The 15,632-nt window shown below is 69.7% G+C and carries 12 protein-coding genes; 6 read left to right on the plus strand and 6 right to left on the minus strand.

Going from position 1 to position 15,632, the window contains the following annotated elements; translation table 11 throughout:
- From VD972_RS29730 to VD972_RS29740, 3 genes are all read left to right on the plus strand, one after another.
- A partial coding sequence (locus tag VD972_RS29730; RefSeq protein WP_324992142.1) for a MerR family transcriptional regulator occupies positions 1-479 on the plus strand: 479 nt, incomplete at its 5' end.
- A gap of 7 nt (positions 480-486) precedes the next feature.
- A complete protein-coding gene (locus VD972_RS29735; RefSeq protein ID WP_324992143.1) occupies positions 487-3,105 on the plus strand; it encodes a VIT domain-containing protein in 2,619 nt (872 codons plus the stop codon).
- 67 nt (positions 3,106-3,172) lie between these two features.
- Entirely contained in the window at positions 3,173-3,802 is a 630-nt protein-coding gene (locus VD972_RS29740) for a phospholipid scramblase-related protein (RefSeq protein WP_324992144.1), read from the plus strand.
- Between the two features lie 49 nt (positions 3,803-3,851).
- Here VD972_RS29740 and VD972_RS29745 read toward each other — a convergent pair whose 3' ends face one another.
- Entirely contained in the window at positions 3,852-4,154 is a 303-nt protein-coding gene (locus VD972_RS29745; protein WP_324992145.1) for a YkvA family protein, read from the minus strand.
- Positions 4,155-4,467: 313 nt separating this feature from the next.
- Between VD972_RS29745 and VD972_RS29750 the strand changes: the two genes are divergently transcribed.
- Positions 4,468-5,328: a CHAD domain-containing protein gene (locus VD972_RS29750; RefSeq protein ID WP_324992146.1), complete on the plus strand. Its 861-nt coding sequence runs from the start codon at positions 4,468-4,470 to the stop codon at positions 5,326-5,328.
- Between the two features lie 52 nt (positions 5,329-5,380).
- Here VD972_RS29750 and gyrA read toward each other — a convergent pair whose 3' ends face one another.
- From gyrA to VD972_RS29770, 4 genes are all read right to left on the minus strand, one after another.
- Positions 5,381-8,119 (minus strand): DNA gyrase subunit A, encoded by a 2,739-nt coding sequence (gyrA, locus tag VD972_RS29755; RefSeq protein WP_324992147.1) that lies wholly within the window; start codon positions 8,117-8,119, stop codon positions 5,381-5,383.
- Positions 8,120-8,270: 151 nt separating this feature from the next.
- Complete coding sequence (locus VD972_RS29760) at positions 8,271-8,999, minus strand: tetratricopeptide repeat protein (RefSeq protein ID WP_324992148.1); 729 nt, start codon at positions 8,997-8,999, stop codon at positions 8,271-8,273.
- Positions 9,000-9,073: 74 nt separating this feature from the next.
- Positions 9,074-9,274: a periplakin gene (locus tag VD972_RS29765; protein WP_324992149.1), complete on the minus strand. Its 201-nt coding sequence runs from the start codon at positions 9,272-9,274 to the stop codon at positions 9,074-9,076.
- On the minus strand, positions 9,271-10,254 hold the full coding sequence (locus tag VD972_RS29770; RefSeq protein WP_324992150.1) for a hypothetical protein: 984 nt from the start codon (positions 10,252-10,254) through the stop codon (positions 9,271-9,273). Before VD972_RS29770 ends, VD972_RS29765 begins: the two co-directional genes overlap by 4 nt.
- A gap of 105 nt (positions 10,255-10,359) precedes the next feature.
- Here VD972_RS29770 and VD972_RS29775 point away from each other — a divergent pair, with 105 nt between their 5' ends.
- Both VD972_RS29775 and VD972_RS29780 read left to right on the plus strand, forming a co-directional pair.
- Positions 10,360-11,979: a sigma-54 dependent transcriptional regulator gene (locus tag VD972_RS29775; RefSeq protein WP_324992151.1), complete on the plus strand. Its 1,620-nt coding sequence runs from the start codon at positions 10,360-10,362 to the stop codon at positions 11,977-11,979.
- Between the two features lie 199 nt (positions 11,980-12,178).
- Positions 12,179-12,526 carry a hypothetical protein gene (locus VD972_RS29780; RefSeq protein WP_324992152.1) on the plus strand — a complete coding sequence of 116 codons (348 nt, stop codon included), beginning with the start codon at positions 12,179-12,181 and terminating at the stop codon, positions 12,524-12,526.
- 10 nt (positions 12,527-12,536) lie between these two features.
- Here VD972_RS29780 and VD972_RS29785 read toward each other — a convergent pair.
- On the minus strand, positions 12,537-15,632 hold a 3,096-nt coding region (locus VD972_RS29785), incomplete at its 5' end, for a protein kinase domain-containing protein (protein WP_324992153.1).

The raw sequence follows: 15,632 nt of genomic DNA on the forward strand, positions 1-15,632 counted from the left end.
AGTGGAAGCTGGCGGAGCTGGCCGCCGCGGCGGGCGTGTCCCCCCGCACGGTGCGCTACTACGTCCAGCGAGGGCTGCTCTCCGCCCCGCCCTTCAAGGGGCCGGACACGGTGTACGGCGAGGAGCACCTGCTGCGGCTCAAGGCCATTCGCGTGCTGCAGGCCCGCTTCCTCCCGCTGGATGCGATCCAGGTGGAGCTGGCGCGCCTGAGCCCGGACGAGCTGAAAACCCTGGCAGAGGCCCAGCTGCCCACGGACATCCTGCCGCCCCCACCGCCCGCGCTGCCGGAACCGGCCAAGGCCTCCGAGGTGTCCACGCCGGGGCCCGTGTCAGCAAGCGGGCAGGCACCAATGGCAGGCTACCGGCGGTGGGAGCTGGCGCCGGGGCTGGAGCTGCACCTCGCGGACTCAGCAGACGAGAAGACCCGGGCGCTCGCCGATCGCGTGCGCGCCCTCATCGAGCAGTCAGAAGAAAGGTAGACGCCAGATGAAGACCGAGCAGGCAGGCCAGGAGTTCAAGTGCGGGCTGTACACGCGGGAGGGCACGCAGGTTCCCCTTCAGGGCGTGGAAGTGACAGGGGAGCTGCTCGGCGGCCATGCGCGGGTGCGCGTGCGCCAGCGCTACCTCAACACCGAGAGCCGTCCCGTGGAGGCCGTCTACATCTTCCCGTTGCCCTCGGATGGGACGCTTACCGGCTTCTCCATGGAGTGCAACGGCCGCAAGGTGCAGGGCGTGGTGAAGGAGCGCGAGAAGGCCTTCCAGGAGTACGACGACGCCATCGTCGCGGGCCACGGCGCCGCGCTGCTGGACCAGGAGCGCCCCAATGTCTTCACCGCCCAGGTGGGCAACCTGCTGCCCAACGAGGAGACGCTGGTGGAGGTGGAGTTTCTCCAGGCCATCCAGGTGGAGGAGGGCAGTGTGCGGTGGATGCTGCCCACGCTGGTGGCGCCGCGCTACATCCCCGGCTCAGTCCAGGGACATCGCACCGGGCACGGCTCGGCCGACCCCACCCACCGGGTGCCGGACGCCGATCGCATCACCCCGCCGATCGGCCAGGTGGGCTACGGCCTGAAGATGGACCTGCTGGTGGACCTGGGCCTCGCGGTGGTGGTGGAGAGCCCCTCGCACGCGCTCACGCTGGAGAAGGACGGCCACAAGGTCCGCGTGAAGTTCTCCAAGGGAGAGGTGGCGCTGGATCGCGACTTCGTCCTCACCGTGCGCAGCGAGGACATGAGCACCTCCCTCACCACCGTCGTCACCCACCGCCAGGGTGAGAACCCGGGCACCTTCGCCCTCACCGTGGTGCCGGATCTGCTCGGCATGGCGGGCGGGGCCAAGCGCCAGGAGGTGGTCTTCGTGGTGGACACCTCCGGCTCCATGGACGGCGAGAGCCTCCCGCAGGCCCAGGGCGCGCTGCGGCTGTGCCTGCGCCACCTGCGCGAGGGGGACCGCTTCAACATCATCGCCTTCGAGAACAGCTTCCAGACGTTCTCCCCCGAGCCCGCCGTCTTCACGCAGAAGACGCTGGAGCAGGCGGACCGGTGGGTGGCCGGGCTGAGGGCCTCGGGCGGCACGGAGCTGCTCCAACCCATGTTGGCCGCCGTGCAGGGCGTGCCGGAGGGCGTGGTGGTGCTCCTCACCGACGGACAGGTGGGCAACGAGGACGAGATCCTCCGCTCGGTGCTCGCGGCCCGGAAGACGACGCGCGTGTACTCGTTCGGCATCGGCACCAACGTGAGCGACGCGCTGCTGCGGAACATGGCGAAGCAGACGGGCGGCGCGGTGGAGTTCATCCACCCGGGCGAGCGCATCGACGACAAGGTGGTGGCCCAGTTCTCCCGCGCGCTCGCCCCGCGCGTCACGGAGCTGACGGCCAGCTTCGAGGGTGTGGAGGGTGCCGAAAAGGCTCCCTCAGAGCTGCCGCCGCTGGTGGACGCGGTGCCCTGGACGCTGTTCGGCCGCTACCCCACGCCCGGCAAGGGCAAGGTGACGCTCAAGGGCCGCTCGGGCCAGGAGGCCTTCTCCCTCACCATCCCCGTGGACTTCCCCGCCGCGTCGGACCGGCCCGCCGTGGAGAAGCTGTGGGCCGCCGAGCTCATCCGCTCGTGGGAGTCCGCCGATCTGGTGGATGCCCGCCGCGTCCAGCGCATGAAGGAGCGCATCATCCAGCTCGCCGTGGCGCACCAGATCGTCACGAAGTACACGTCCTTCGTCGTGGTGGAGGAGCGCACCGGTGACCGCCGGACCTCCGGTCAGCCGGAGACGCGCGTCGTCCCGGTCAACGCTCCCGCAGGCTGGGCCATGTTCGGCAAGGACAAGAAGGAGGCGCCCGCGGAGGCGCTGGGGGCGGCCGACAGCTTCAAGAGTCGGGCGCAAGGTGTGGCCATGCCCAGGAAGCGGCAGGCGACGACCGGATCCATGCCTGCTGTTGGAGGAGCGGGACCGGCTGGGCCTCCGCCTGCTTCCCCCGCGCGCCCGGCTCCGGCTCCCGCGGCTTTCGCGTCCGCGTCCGCGTCCATGCCCAGCAAGGCTTTTGACAGCCCCCTGGATGATTCCTCCGTCCGTCGCGAGGTCTCGGAGCGGGTCCTCGAGACAGCGGCCTCGTTGGAACGGCGGGTCAAGGGCAAGAGCGCCGCGCCCGAGCCCATGCGCGGGATGAAGGCGGACATGCTCGAGTCCGCGTTCGAGGCGGATGCTCCTGCCGAGCAGAAGCCGACCGAGGAAACGGATGTCACCGCGCTGCTCTCCCACCAGCTCGCCAGCGGCCTCTGGGAAGGCAAGGGCTCGGGCCCGGAGCCGGTGCGGCAGGCCCGCGCCACCGCGCTCGCCCTGCTGGAGCTGCTGCGCCAGGGCATCACCAGCAACCACGCGCTGCATGGCGCCCAGGTGAAGAAGGCGGTGGAGGCGCTGCTCTCGCTCGCCGCCGGCCTCTCCGGGGTGCCCGAGGTGGCGGAGCTGGCTCTGGGTGTGGCGTGGCTCGTGGCCGCGGGCCCTCGCACCCGGGGACTCATCGCCCAGGCGGCCCAGCCGCTGTCGGGGCTCAGTGCCTGTATCGGCGATGAGGCGAAGCTGCGCCAGCACGTGGACACTCTCGCCACGCGGTGAGGGTTCTGTCCTGACGGGATGGGCCTTGGGGCGCTAGGGTGTGCCAACCCTTCGCCCCGAGGCTGTCATGCCCGCCGACTCCACTGCCCTCGCCCCGCTCCAACGCCAGAGAGCCCTGCGCGTCCGGCAGACCAAGGAGTGGGGAGAGATCCTCATTGGCCTCGAGGGCCGCAACCGCTACCAGGTGGTGGGGGACGATGGGCAGACCCTCTTCATCGCGGGAGAGGTGGGCAGCGGCCTGGGCCTGTTCCTGCTGCGCCTCTTCCTCAAGGCCAGCCGCCCCTTCACCATGGAGCTGAAGACGCCCGGCGGTGCCACCGCGCTGCAGCTGCGGCGGCCCTGGCGCTTCTGGCTCTCCCGCCTGGAGGTGCTGGATGGAGAGGGCCACCCCCTGGGCAGCGTGCAGCAGCGCTTCGCCTTCTTTGCCCGGCTCTACGATGTGCTCAGCCCGTCCGGCGAGCTGCTGGCCACGCTGCGCGGGCCCTTCTTCAAGCCGTGGACCTTCCACGTCGAGCAGAACGGCCAGGAGGTGGGCCTGATCCAGAAGCGCTGGAGCGGGCTCGGCAAGGAGATGTTCTCGGACGCGGACAACTTCGGCGTCACCTTCGGGGACATCCGGGACGCGCGGCTGCGCACCTTGATCGTGGCTGCCACATTCCTCCTCGACTTCGTCCACTTCGAGAACCGCGGCGGCTGAGCGGCGCCATAGAGGCCCGCTCTCTCTCAGAGACTCGCCCGGAGCATGCTCAGACGGAGTCGCGCACGGGAGGCAAGCGCGTGCGTCCGTCCAGATCCCGGGGCACCCCGTCCGGCGTAGGCTCGGGGCGGTACTGCTGCACCTGCCGCACCATCCAGAAAGCCGTAGCGGACAACACACCGAGATCGTCCAGCCAGCCCAGGATGGGGACGATGTCCGGGATCGCATCCACCGGGGACAGGAAGTACAGCACCGCCAGCAGCCCGGCGAGCTTCTTCCAGCGAGGGACTCGACTGTCTCTCAGGTACCGGACGAACCGGGACCCCATTCCACGAAGACCCGTAGCGTTCATGCTTCCTCCTACGCACGAGAGGCCGGGTTCATTGCACCCAGTCCCCTTCCGCCCGGCCCCTCCTCAAGCAGCCGAGAGCCCGTGACCCACAACGGAGTCTCGCACCACCGAGGCCCTGCTCGCCACCTCGCGCCACCGACTGTCTCCTGGAAGAAGCAGAGGCCAGCCCTCCCGATCGCTTGAAGTTCCCCACCCCAGGACTCACGCTCGGGTAAGAACAGCCGCGCCGAGGGCGTGGCGGAGGTGAGAAGCGGTGGCGAACACCTCCATGAAGCTCGCGCGCATGTCCGCAGTGCTTGGAGCGCGGAGGCTCATGCTCCGCCAACTGGAGCAAGCAGAGGCCGCCGCCGAGCGCCTCCATCACCCGGACGATGCCGAGGCGCTGCACGACCTGCGCGTCGCCCTGCGCCACCTGCGCACGTACCTCACCGCCTACCGCAAGCTCTTCGCCAAGGCCGTGTCTCTCAAGAGCCTGGAAGACCTGCGCAACCTCACCCGCCTCACCGGCCCCGCCCGTGACGCCGAGGTCCAGGCTGCCTGGCTCGCCGAGCAGTCCCGCGCCCGCCACACCTCGTCCACCGCCCGGCTGCGCTTCCGCCTCCACGAGCACCATGCCGAGCTCCTGCTGGAGATCCGCAAGCGCTTCACCCGTGACTTTCCCCCGCTCGCTGCACGCCTGCGCCGGCAGCTCGAGCGCGCCAAGGACAAGGGCCAGCGCCGCTTCGGGAGCTACACCGCGAAGCAGGTGCTGCGCAGGGGCCGGCGCCTCCGGAAGCGCCTGGGCCGGATCCACGGCCTGGCCGACATCGAGGGCTGCCACGAGGCCCGCATCGCCGCCAAGCGCGTGCGCTACCTGCTGGAGCCCTTCGAAGAGCTGCGCGGCGCGCACAAGCGCATCCAGCACCTCAAGGCGCTGCAAGAGACGCTGGGGCAGATGCACGACCTCCACGTGCTGCTGCAGACGATGACCGAGGCGCCCGAGAACGCCCAGCCTCCCAAGAGGCGTGGCCAAGGCTCGGAGCTGGCTTCGCTCGCCGCGAGCGCGCGCCGGCGGCTCACCGCCCTATACAACCGGGTGGAGCGGGACTGGCTCGGGGAGGCGAGGACCGAGCTCGATGAAGCCCTGGCCCAGGTAGCCTCCGCGCTGCGCAAGGCGGGGCGCTCGAGTTCCTGAGGCTCGCTGCGGCCCCAGCCGGTGCCGTTCCCCACCGGCTTCGTCGAGACGGCTAGGGAGTGCCTTCGCCCGGCTCTGTGTCCTCAGCGGAGCTTCCCTCGGAGCTTCCCTCAGGGCTTCCCTCAGGGCTTCCCTCGGAGCTTCCATTCTCCGGCTCCTCGGCCTCACCGCTGGCCTCCGGCAGCTTGGAGATGCCCGTCACCTTCTCCGTTCCGTTCTCCAAGGCAATCAGCCGCACACCCTGCGTGTTGCGGCCGATGACGGAGATCTCCTTGGCCTTCATGCGGATGAGCATGCCGCCATTGGTGACGAGCATCACCTCGTCCCCATCCTTCACCTGCACCAGGCCCACCACCTTGCCGTTGCGCTCGGTGGTCTTGATGTCGATGATGCCCTTGCCGCCGCGGCCCTGGCTCCGGTACTCGGTCTCCTCGGTGCGCTTGCCGTAGCCGTTCTCCGTCACCGTGAGGATGGTGGTGCCCTTCTCCACCACGTCCGCGCCCACCACCTCGTCCCCGTCCTCCAGGGTGATGCCCTTCACGCCGTAGGCCTGGCGGCCCATGGAGCGCACCTCGTCCTCCGGGAAGCGGATGCTCATGCCCTGCGCGGTGGACAGGAGGAGGTCCTTGCTGCCGTCGGTGATCTTCACCGCCACCAGCTCGTCCCCTTCGTCGATGCCCAGCGCGATGAGCCCGCTGGAGCGCACGTTCTCGAACGCGCTCAGGTCCGTGCGCTTCACTACGCCGCGCTTGGTGACGAAGAAGACGTAGCGGTTCTCCGGGAAGTCCCGCGTCACCAGCACCTGCGCCAGCTTCTCGCCCTCGCCGAACTGCACCAGGTTGATGATGGCCTTGCCACGTGAAGTCCGGCTGGCCTGGGGGATCTGGTGCACCTTGAGCGAGTACAGCTTGCCCTTGGTGGTGATGGGCATGAGGTACGCGTGGGTGCTGGCCACGAACAGGTCCGTGACGAAGTCGTCTTCCTTCGTCGTCGCCCCCGTCTTGCCTCGTCCCCCGCGCTTCTGGGCCCGGTACTCGCTCAGCGGCGAGCGCTTCACATAGCCCGTGTGGGACAGGGTGACGACCATGTCCTCCTCGGCGATGAGGTCCTCGCTGGTGAACTCGGACGCCTCGCCGGAGAGCTCCGTGCGGCGCTTGTCGCTGTAGCGGTCGCGGATGTCCTGCAGCTCCGTCTTGATGACCTGGAGCAGGCTGCGCTCGTTGGAGAGGATGTCCCGCAGCCGGACAATGTCCCGCACCAGGGCGAGCAGCTCCTTGAAGAGCTCCTCGCGCTGCAGGCCGGTGAGGCGCTGGAGCCGCATCTCGAGGATGTTCTGCGCCTGCTCCTCGCTGAAGCCCGAGCCCTCGTACTTGCGCTCCAGGCCCCCATAGCTGGGCTCCTCGGCGCGCGCGCGGCTGACCAGCAGCTCCATCTGCGCCTTGGCCTGCGCGTAGTCGATGCGCTGCAGGTTTCGGAAGCTCGCGTGCTCGTAGAGCGCCGGCGAGAGGATGTTCATCAGGCCCCAGCGCGCCTCGTCCGGATCCTTCGAGGCGCGAATCAGGCTCACCACCAGATCGATGAGGTCCTGCGCCACCAGCAGGCCCTCGACGATGTGCAAGCGGGCCATCGCCTTCTTCAGCTCGAAGCGGCTGCGGCGGGTGACGACGTCGCGGCGGTGGGCGATGAACCGATCCAGCAGATCCTTGAGGGTGAGCGTGCGCGGCTGCCCGCCGTCCACGGCCAGCATCACCGCGCCGAACGTCGTCTCCAGCGGGGTGGTGGCATACAGGTTGTTGAGCACCACCCCGGAGATGGCGTCGCGCTTGAGCTCGATGACGACGCGCATGCCCTGCCGGTCGCTCTCGTCGCGGATGTCGCTGACGCCCTCCAGCTTCTTCTCGCGCACCAGGTCGGCGATCTTCTCGATGAGCCGCGCCTTGTTCACCTGGTAGGGGATCTCCGTGATGATGATGGCCTCACGGTCTCCCTTCTTGCTCTCCTCTATCTCCACCTTGCCCCGCAGGGAGATCTGCCCGCGGCCGGTGGTGTAGGCGCGGAAGATGCCCTCGCGGCCGGTGATGATGCCGGCGGTGGGGAAGTCCGGACCGGGGATGAACTTCATCAGGTCCAGGACGGTGGCGTCCGGGTTGTCGATGAGGTGCAGCGTGCCGTCGATCACCTCGCCCATGTTGTGGGGCGGGATGTTGGTCGTCATTCCCACGGCGATGCCGCTGCTCCCATTGACCAGGAGGTTGGGGAACTTGGTGGGCATCACGAGCGGCTCGGTCAGCGAGTCGTCGTAGTTGGGCCCGAACGCGACCGTCTCCTTGTCGATGTCCGCCAGCAGCTCCTCGGCCAGGCGGTCCATGCGGACTTCGGTGTAGCGCATGGCGGCGGGCGAGTCGCCGTCGACGCTGCCGAAGTTGCCCTGCCCGTCCACCAGCAGGTAGCGCAGGCTCCACTCCTGGGCCAGGCGCACCATGGCGTCATAGACAGAGGCGTCACCGTGGGGGTGGTACTTACCAATCACGTCACCCACCACACGGGCGCTCTTCTTGTACGAGCGGTTGTGGGTGTTCCCCAGATCGTGCATCGCGTAGAGGATGCGGCGGTGCACGGGCTTGAGGCCGTCACGCACGTCGGGCAGGGCGCGCCCGATGATGACGGACATGGAGTAGTCGAGATACGACCGGCGCATCTCGTCTTCGATGTTGACGGGGATGAGCTCCCCGGCCCCGCTCGGAGGGGGGGCGGGGGGCGTTGCCGGCTTGTCGGTGGTGTCGTCGGCCATGGGCTTTGAGCGCTCTGGAAGGTGGGGGGGCGGGCCCGCCCGGAGGGGGCATCCGCCCGGCGTAGGAGCGTTCGTAACCCCTGGATCTTTCAGCGTCAACAGGGGAAACGAGGGGGTGTTGGCAGGTCCGCCCGGCCGGAGGGAGAGGGGGCTAGGCCACGCCCTTGGGACGGAGGGGTGCGGCGAGCCGCTCGGCCTCCGCGCCTGTGGGTCCCTCCGGGTCTTTTTCCTTTGCTTTTTCGAAGGCGGCCAGCGCCCCGTCCCGGTCTCCCTTGAGCTTCAGGGCGACGCCGAGCTTGAGGTGGGCGGCGGCGTTGTCACGGTCCATCGACAGGGCCTCGCGGAAGTGGCCGAGCGCCTGGTCCACGTCTCCGGACAGGAGCGCCTCGTTGCCCGCCTGGACGCGCTTGTCCGCGTCGTTGACGAACTCGACCTGGAGCACGCTCTTGCCCACCACGTTGGCGATGAGGACGCGGAGGATGCCGCCCCAGTAGAAGGTGAGGCCCTCGGCGGCCACGATGGCGGCCAGCGGCAGGTCCGGCAGCAGCTGCTTGCCACGGAACTTGAAGCGCACCTTGGTGTAGCGGCCCTTGTTGGCCCAGTGGACCATCTCACCCTGGAGCTTCTTGAGGCTCTCTTCGACGCGCTTGGGGTCGATCTCGAAGGGAAGCGCACGGCCCTTGTCTACAGGCTTGCCCGCAGGCAGCGCCTTCTGGGAAGAGCGGGCCTTGACGGGCTCGGGCTCCAGGATGGTGACCTCCGGGGCCACGGGCGCCGCGCGCCGCTTCGCCTCCACAGGGGGTGGGCGCTGCTTCGAGGCCACGGGGCGGGTGGGCTTCTTCTTCGCTGGGGCCTTGCTGCGGGGTGCGGTCTTCGCCATGGCTCTACTTTAAGGGAATCGCCCTCGCCGCGCACGAGAGCGTGGCCTGGGACTCAGGGCCGGCGCGCCCCCACCTACTCCCGTCGACGCTCCTCCGCCTTCTGGACGCGCTCGCGCAGGCGGGTGGCCTCCCGCCGCGTCTCCTCCAAGGCCTTCTGCAGCGCCTCTTGCTCACGCACATGCTGCGTCCGCTGCTTGTCGAGCTGCTCCCGCGTCCGGCGGAGCTCCTCCTGGACCTGCTTCAGCTTGTCGCTCAGCGCACGGGTCTCGCTCATGACCAGAGCCCTTCATCCACCGCCTGGAACAGCAGCTCGGCCAGCAGCTCCTGGCTCCGCTCTGGATCCACGAGCGGCATGACGAAGCGAGGCATCTGCAGGAAGCGCTCGTCCACCACTGCATGGGGTGCGCGCCGCTGGAGCTCGCCCATCAGCCGCTGGAGGTTCTCGTGCACCGTGAAGGTGCGCAGGTCGCCCAGGCCGGTGAACTGGGTCGCCTGCGTGAAGGCCAGCCGGCAGCCTTTGCCCAGCACCCAGACGAAGTTCTCCACGACATGGCGCTTCTCCTCGACCGTCTTGTGGATCCGGTGGCGGCGGCCGCCGTGGTAGTGGGTCTCCTCCTCCTGCTTTGTCTCCACCTGGGTAGAGGCCCGCCGCCCTCTCATCAGCAGGCGGAGCTCCGCGGAGCGCACCTGCAGGCTCTCGCCGCGCGTTCCCTCCAGGCTCAAGCCCTGCTCGTCGAGCTCGAACCGCTTCACCGTCACCCAGCCACCTGCCCCTCGGGGTAGCACCTCGTAGGCCACCGCGAGGAAGCCTTCCTCACGGAGCGCCGCTCGGAGCTCTGCCGCCTGGGCGATGGGCAACCGGGCCAAGACCTTGGGCGGCTGCGGTGCCAGGCGGAACCTCACGTCCACCGGCGCCAGCTTCAGCAGCCTCGACAGCGCCGGAAGGGCGGACTCCAGGGAGGCAGGGTTCCGAGCGAGCGCGACGAGCGCGGTGGTCGCCGCCTCGGAGCGCTCCCCGACGACTGGCCCGGGCAGCACCTGCCCCGTAGGCGAGGGCTCCCTCCCTGCGGACTCTGTTGCCTCCAGACGGCCGCGCAACCCGCTCACCTCGCGCCGCGCTGCCTCCAGTTGCTGCTGCAAGGACTCGCGCTCGCGCGCCTGGTGCGCCCGCAGCTTGTCCAGGTGCTCCTTCGCCCGGCGGAGCTCCGCCTGGGTCTCCTCGAGCCTGTCACGCAGTGCGCGGGTCTCGCTCATCCCGGCCCTCAGCCTATCCCGCCGAGAGGCCTTGCCGCTCCACCCCCCGCTGAGAGACGGTACACTCTCCGTCTCCCCGCGGTCTCTCCCCCGAAGCAGGCACTCATGCAGGAAAAGAAGTTCGCAGACATCTCAACGGCCGCCACGCCCCGACGTGCCCCGGAGCAAGTGTCGCGTCCCGTCCCCGCGCTGACCATCATCTCCCACCCCACGCCCCAGCGTGCCGGAGAGCGACTGCTGCTGGGTGCCCTGGACTCGGACGGCACGGTGGCCGTGTCACGCGTAGGCCCGGACTTCATCCGCCCGGGCGGCCCCTTGGGCATGCCACTGGCTGACACGTTCCTCAGCCGCAAGCCCCTCCTGTTCGAGCGCGCGGCCAACGGAGGCGTGCGCCTGCAAGTGGACGAGGGAGGCACCCCGGTGCGTGTGGTGGACGAGCCGCTCATGGGCACCCGGGAGTTCAGTCCCGAGGAGCTGGCCCTCGGCGTTCCCCTCGAGCTGGCCGAGCGCATCGTGCTGCTGCTCCACCTGGCCCCCTCCGCCGAGACCCAGCTCCCGGACGAGCTGGGCATGGTGGGCTACAGCGCAAGCACCCGCCGCGTGCGCGAGGACACCATCCGCGTGGCGGACCTGAAGGTGCCGGTGCTCATCCGCGGAGAGACGGGCTCGGGCAAGGAGCTGGTTGCTCGGGCCATCCACACGCGCAGCCCGCGCCACGCCGGCCCCTTCATCAGCGTCAACCTGGGCGCGCTGCCCAAGGAGCTGGCCGCCGCCGAGCTGTTCGGTGCGCGCAAGGGCGCCTACACGGGGGCCACCCAGGATCGCGAGGGCTTCTTCCGCGCGGCCCACGGGGGCACCCTCTTCCTGGATGAGGTGGGCGAGGCGCCGCCCGAGGTGCAGGTGCTGCTGCTGCGCGTGCTGGAGACGGGGGAGGTGTACCCGATCGGCGGGCACTCGCCCGTGGCCGTGGATGTGCGGCTGATCACCGCCACCGATGCGGATCTGCAGCAGCGCATCCGCGATGATCTCTTCAAGGCTCCGCTGCTGCACCGGCTGGCCGGCTACGAGATCCAGGTGCCTCCGCTCCGGGAGCGCCGCGAGGACATTGGCGTGCTCTTCTACCACTTCGCCCGCCAGGAGCTGGAGTCGCTGGGCGAGGCCCACCGCCTGGACGCCGCTGCCTCGCAGAGCGAGCCGTGGCTTCCCGCGGCGCTCGCCGTCCGCCTCGTGCGCTTCTCCTGGCCCGGCAACGTGCGCCAGCTCCGCAACCTCACACGGCAGATTGTCATCGGAAGCCGAGGCCTGCCCGGGCTGCAGGCCAACCCTCGCATCGAGCAGGAGCTGAACGCCTCCGCCATGCCCCTCCCCGGGAGCTCCGCGTCCCCCGCCACGTCCCAGCAGCCAGAGCCTGCCGCGCCCCCAGAGCCGCTCGCCTCTCGCCGCAAGCCCTCCGACGTGAGCGATGAGGAGCTGCTGGCGGCCCTGCGCGCCACCTCATGGGATCTCAAGGCCGCCGCCGAGCGCCTGGGCATCACCCGCCCCTCGCTCTACATGCTCATCGACCGGAGCTCCAGCCTGCGCACCGTCGGAGATCTGAGCCCCGAGGAGATCACCCGCTGCTTCCACGAGTGCAAGGGAGACCTGGACGCGATGGTGCAGCGCCTCGAGGTCTCCAAGCGAGGCCTCCAGCGCCGCGTCCGGGAGCTGGGCCTGACCGAAGCCTGAGCGGGTGGGGGCGGCCTTGTGACAGGTCAGCGCGGTTCATTGACACGTCAGCACCACTGGCTGACGTGTCGGTCACCCGCGATCTCTTGTTGTCACGATGATGCTGCCCTGATTTGGCACTGCACGCGCAGGCATGCCGCCTGCATTTGCTGCGCGGAACCTTCTTCTCAACGGCTCGACACGAGCGGAGTCATCTCCCATGACCACGAAGTACGTCGACATCGAACCCACCAAGCTGACGCCCGAAACCCTCACCGTCAAACCGGAAGACAACGTGGTCTTCCAGATGGTTGGGCGGACCGACATCGTCACCGTGGCCTTCCCAACGGGCTCCCCCTTCCCTTCCCAGGACACACCCTTCACCCTGAACGGCGGCAACCAGTTGTTGGCGAGTCAGAGCAAGACCGTCACCGTTACCTCAACGCAGAGCTTCTCTTACACCGTGACGCCCACCCCCAGCCTGCCCAAGCCCGAGGATCCCGAACCGCCTGGCACGCTCCAGGGAGACATTGACGTCTCGACGGATGGGCCGCCCAAGGACAAGTAGCTCCTCGCAGCTACGGGGTATCGAGCGTCACACGCCGTGATGCGAGAGGGCTCCCCCACTCCGCCACAAGGTTGGGGTTGTCAGTGAGCGCCTGGCTCAGCTCCTCCTGGGCCTCACTCCGCCAGGCCTGGGCCTGCGCGAGAGGAGAGGGGCTGTCCGCCAACGCCCTGAGCAGGCTCGAGCGCACGGCTCGGGCGTGTGCCCATCGGGGCCGAGCGGCCAGCGCCGCGTCAATGAGCGTCAGCCCTCGCTGCAACACCGGGCCGGGATCGCCTCCCATCCCCGCCAGCCACACGGCCTGGTCACGCTGCAGGAGCGCTGCGGAGAGGCGGAACTCCTGCCACTCGGGATCCGCCTCGATGGCCTGCTGGAAGGCCTGGGCCGCCGCCTCGAAGTGCTCGCTTCGCGCCCGTCCCTGCCGCGCCAGCCAGCGGGCCTGATCACCTCGTATCTCCCCGAGATACCGCAAGGCATTGGCCAGACGGGGGTTGAGCTCGAGCGCACGGCGCAGCGCCTCCGCGGCCCGCTCGGTGTGCGTCCGCGGGTCCTTGTCCTGCTTCAGCGCCCACAGTGCCTGGGTGTGGTGGAGCTTGGCCAGATTCACCCAGACCTGGGCATTGCGGGGCAGCTTCTCGAGGGCCTGGCGATAGGCCTCTGCCGCCGCGAGCGCGCTCGGACTCGGATCCTCTCCGCGCCGGAGCTGGAACAAGGCTCGCCAGAAGTGCACCTCGCCGAGGTTGTTGTAGGCGAAGGCCTGCTGCGGCGCCACGGCCCGAGCTCGCTCGAAGGCTGCCTGGGCCTCGTCAAGCAACGGGAAGGCGGCGCCTCCCTCCTCCCACTTCAGCTCGGCCCTCCACACGAGCGCCCCACCCAGGACGTTGTGGAACTGTGGGAGCTTGCCGTTGATGGCCAGCCCCTTGCGATACAGCTCGATCGCCTGTTCCAGCTCCGCGCTGGCCTCGCCTCCGCGGTTGTACCGCCGCCGAGCCCGCCACTCGTGCACTTGTCCCCCGTAGAAGTAGGGGACGTAGTTGCCGGGATCGATGCTGCGCGCCCGCTCGAGCGTCAGCCTCGCCTGCTCGAGATCGCCGTCGGCGTCACGGGGGTGGGCGCTCGACGCCCGCTTGAAGTACGCCGCCCCCAGGTTGATCCAGGCGTCCGCATGGCTTGCGTCGAGGTCGGTGGCCGCGAGGTAGGAGGCGATTGCCTGCCCGCGGTGCCCGGTCGAGTCCGCGCCGCGCTGGTCCTCGGAGTCCGCCCACACCTTGAAGATGCTCCCCAGTTCGCTGTGGAACACGTAGTCCCGATCCTCGGGGCGGATGCGCTCGAACGCCGCGACCGCCTCGCGGAGTTGCTCGCTCGGATCCTCGCCACGCCCCTGGTGGGAGACGGCCTGGCGGAGGAGGACCTGCGCCAGCTCCTTGAGGACGAGGGGGTGCTCGGGCGCGAGCGCCTCGGTGGCCCGCACGGCGGCCAGGGCCTTCTCCAGCAGCGGCCTCACCTCTCCGCCTTGCTGCGCCAGCTGCTCCGCCATCCGGCGGTGGAGCTGGGACTCCAGCACCCTGGACTTGATGTGGTCCGGCGCGACGGCGAGCGCACGCGACACCTCCTCCAGGCCCTTCTCGTAATAGGGCTGGACCTCGCCCTGGCCGTAGAGCTCCAAGGTCAGCGCGGTGAGCTGCAGCCGCGCGATGGCGTAGTAGATGGCGGGCTCGCTCTCGCCGATGTCGGCGGCCACGGACTGGGCCTGCCGTGCTGCTTCGAGATCCGCCAGGGCCCCGGCACGGTCCCCCTGGTTCAGGCGCAGGCTGGCCCGAGCCAGCAGGATGTCACCGCGGAGCATGGGCGCCTCGTAGAACCAGGGGCTCGTGGCACCCAGGGTCTCCAGGTGCTTCAGCGCCTCCTCATGGCGGCCCTCGTAGAACGCCAGCAGCGCCGCCACGTACTCCGGGGAGGGCACTTCAGCGCCTTCGCTCTGCTGGAGGTAGCCGAGGGCCGGCTCGCGATAGCGGCGCTCGAGCTCGCGGCGGCGGGCCTCGCGCTGCTCGGCGTTGCGGAGGCGTCCCACCTCCAGGAGCTCCTCCCGGTAGAGCTGTCCGAGTGCCAGCGCCAGCGCATAGGCCACGCGGGGCTCGCGGTAGCCGCGCTGCCAGGCAGACTCGAGCCGTGCGCGGGCGCCCTCGGCATCTCCCAGCGCGAGCAGGGCCCGCCCAAGAGCATAGGAGCCGGGGCCCTCGGCGCTCTCGCCAGCCTCGCGCACCTCGGCCTCCAGCTCGCTCATGCTCGCCCGGAGGGCCTGGCGATCGGCGCGCGTGTCATGCAGCGGCGCCATGGAGGAGTAGCGCGCCATGGCCTCGATGCGCTCCACGAGCTCGGTGAAGCGGCGGGAGAAGCGCTCGCGCACCACCACCTCGTGGCTGGCCAGCGCGGCCTGCCCCACGGAAGCACCCACCACCAGCGTCGCCGCGGAGCCCAGGGCCACCAGGAGCCGGTGCTTGCGAACCTTCTTGCGCAGCCGGTACCAGGCTCCGGCCGGGCGCGCGAGCACGGGCTCTCCCGCGAGGAACCGCTCCAGATCGTCGGCCAGGGCGCGCGCCGAGTCGTACCGTGCCGAGCGGTCCTTCTCCAGGCACTTGAGGACGATGGCCTCCAGGTCCACCGGCAGATCCGGGACGAGCGCCCGCGGCGGCCGCGGCTCCTCAGACTGGATGCGGCTGACGATCTCCAAGGCATTGACGCCGGCGAAGGGGGGTTGCCCCGTGAGCACCTGATAGAGCGTGGCGCCCAGGCTGTAGACGTCCACGCGCCGATCCAGCCGGGCCACCTCGCCCCGGGCCTGCTCGGGAGCCATGTAGTGGGGCGTGCCCAGCACCGCGCCCGTGGCCGTGTTCTCACCCTGCCAGTCCCGCGCCAGGCCGAAGTCCATGACGTAGGGCTTGAGGACTCCGTCCTCGGTGCGCTCCACCAGGACGTTGGAGGGCTTGAGGTCGCGGTGGATCAGGCCCGCGCGGTGGGCGGCGTGCACGCCCTCGGCGACGTCTCGCATCACCAGGAGCTTCTGCTCCAGGGTGAGCTCGGGAGCGACCTGGCCGAGCGATCGCCCCTC

This window comes from Hyalangium sp., assembly GCF_035629615.1.
Taxonomy (GTDB): domain Bacteria; phylum Myxococcota; class Myxococcia; order Myxococcales; family Myxococcaceae; genus Hyalangium.

What these genes read in the sequence shown, in the direction of transcription:
- VD972_RS29770 (WP_324992150.1), bottom strand. Translation starts at nt 10,254, where the DNA reads ATGAGCGAGACCCGCGCACTGCGTGACAGGCTCGAGGAGACCCAGGCG.
- VD972_RS29760 (WP_324992148.1), bottom strand. Translation starts at nt 8,999, where the DNA reads ATGGCGAAGACCGCACCCCGCAGCAAGGCCCCAGCGAAGAAGAAGCCC.
- gyrA (WP_324992147.1), bottom strand. Translation starts at nt 8,119, where the DNA reads ATGGCCGACGACACCACCGACAAGCCGGCAACGCCCCCCGCCCCCCCT.
- VD972_RS29740 (WP_324992144.1), top strand. Translation starts at nt 3,173, where the DNA reads ATGCCCGCCGACTCCACTGCCCTCGCCCCGCTCCAACGCCAGAGAGCC.
- VD972_RS29780 (WP_324992152.1), top strand. Translation starts at nt 12,179, where the DNA reads ATGACCACGAAGTACGTCGACATCGAACCCACCAAGCTGACGCCCGAA.
- VD972_RS29735 (WP_324992143.1), top strand. Translation starts at nt 487, where the DNA reads ATGAAGACCGAGCAGGCAGGCCAGGAGTTCAAGTGCGGGCTGTACACG.
- VD972_RS29775 (WP_324992151.1), top strand. Translation starts at nt 10,360, where the DNA reads ATGCAGGAAAAGAAGTTCGCAGACATCTCAACGGCCGCCACGCCCCGA.
- VD972_RS29745 (WP_324992145.1), bottom strand. Translation starts at nt 4,154, where the DNA reads ATGAACGCTACGGGTCTTCGTGGAATGGGGTCCCGGTTCGTCCGGTAC.
- VD972_RS29765 (WP_324992149.1), bottom strand. Translation starts at nt 9,274, where the DNA reads ATGAGCGAGACCCGTGCGCTGAGCGACAAGCTGAAGCAGGTCCAGGAG.
- VD972_RS29750 (WP_324992146.1), top strand. Translation starts at nt 4,468, where the DNA reads ATGCTCCGCCAACTGGAGCAAGCAGAGGCCGCCGCCGAGCGCCTCCAT.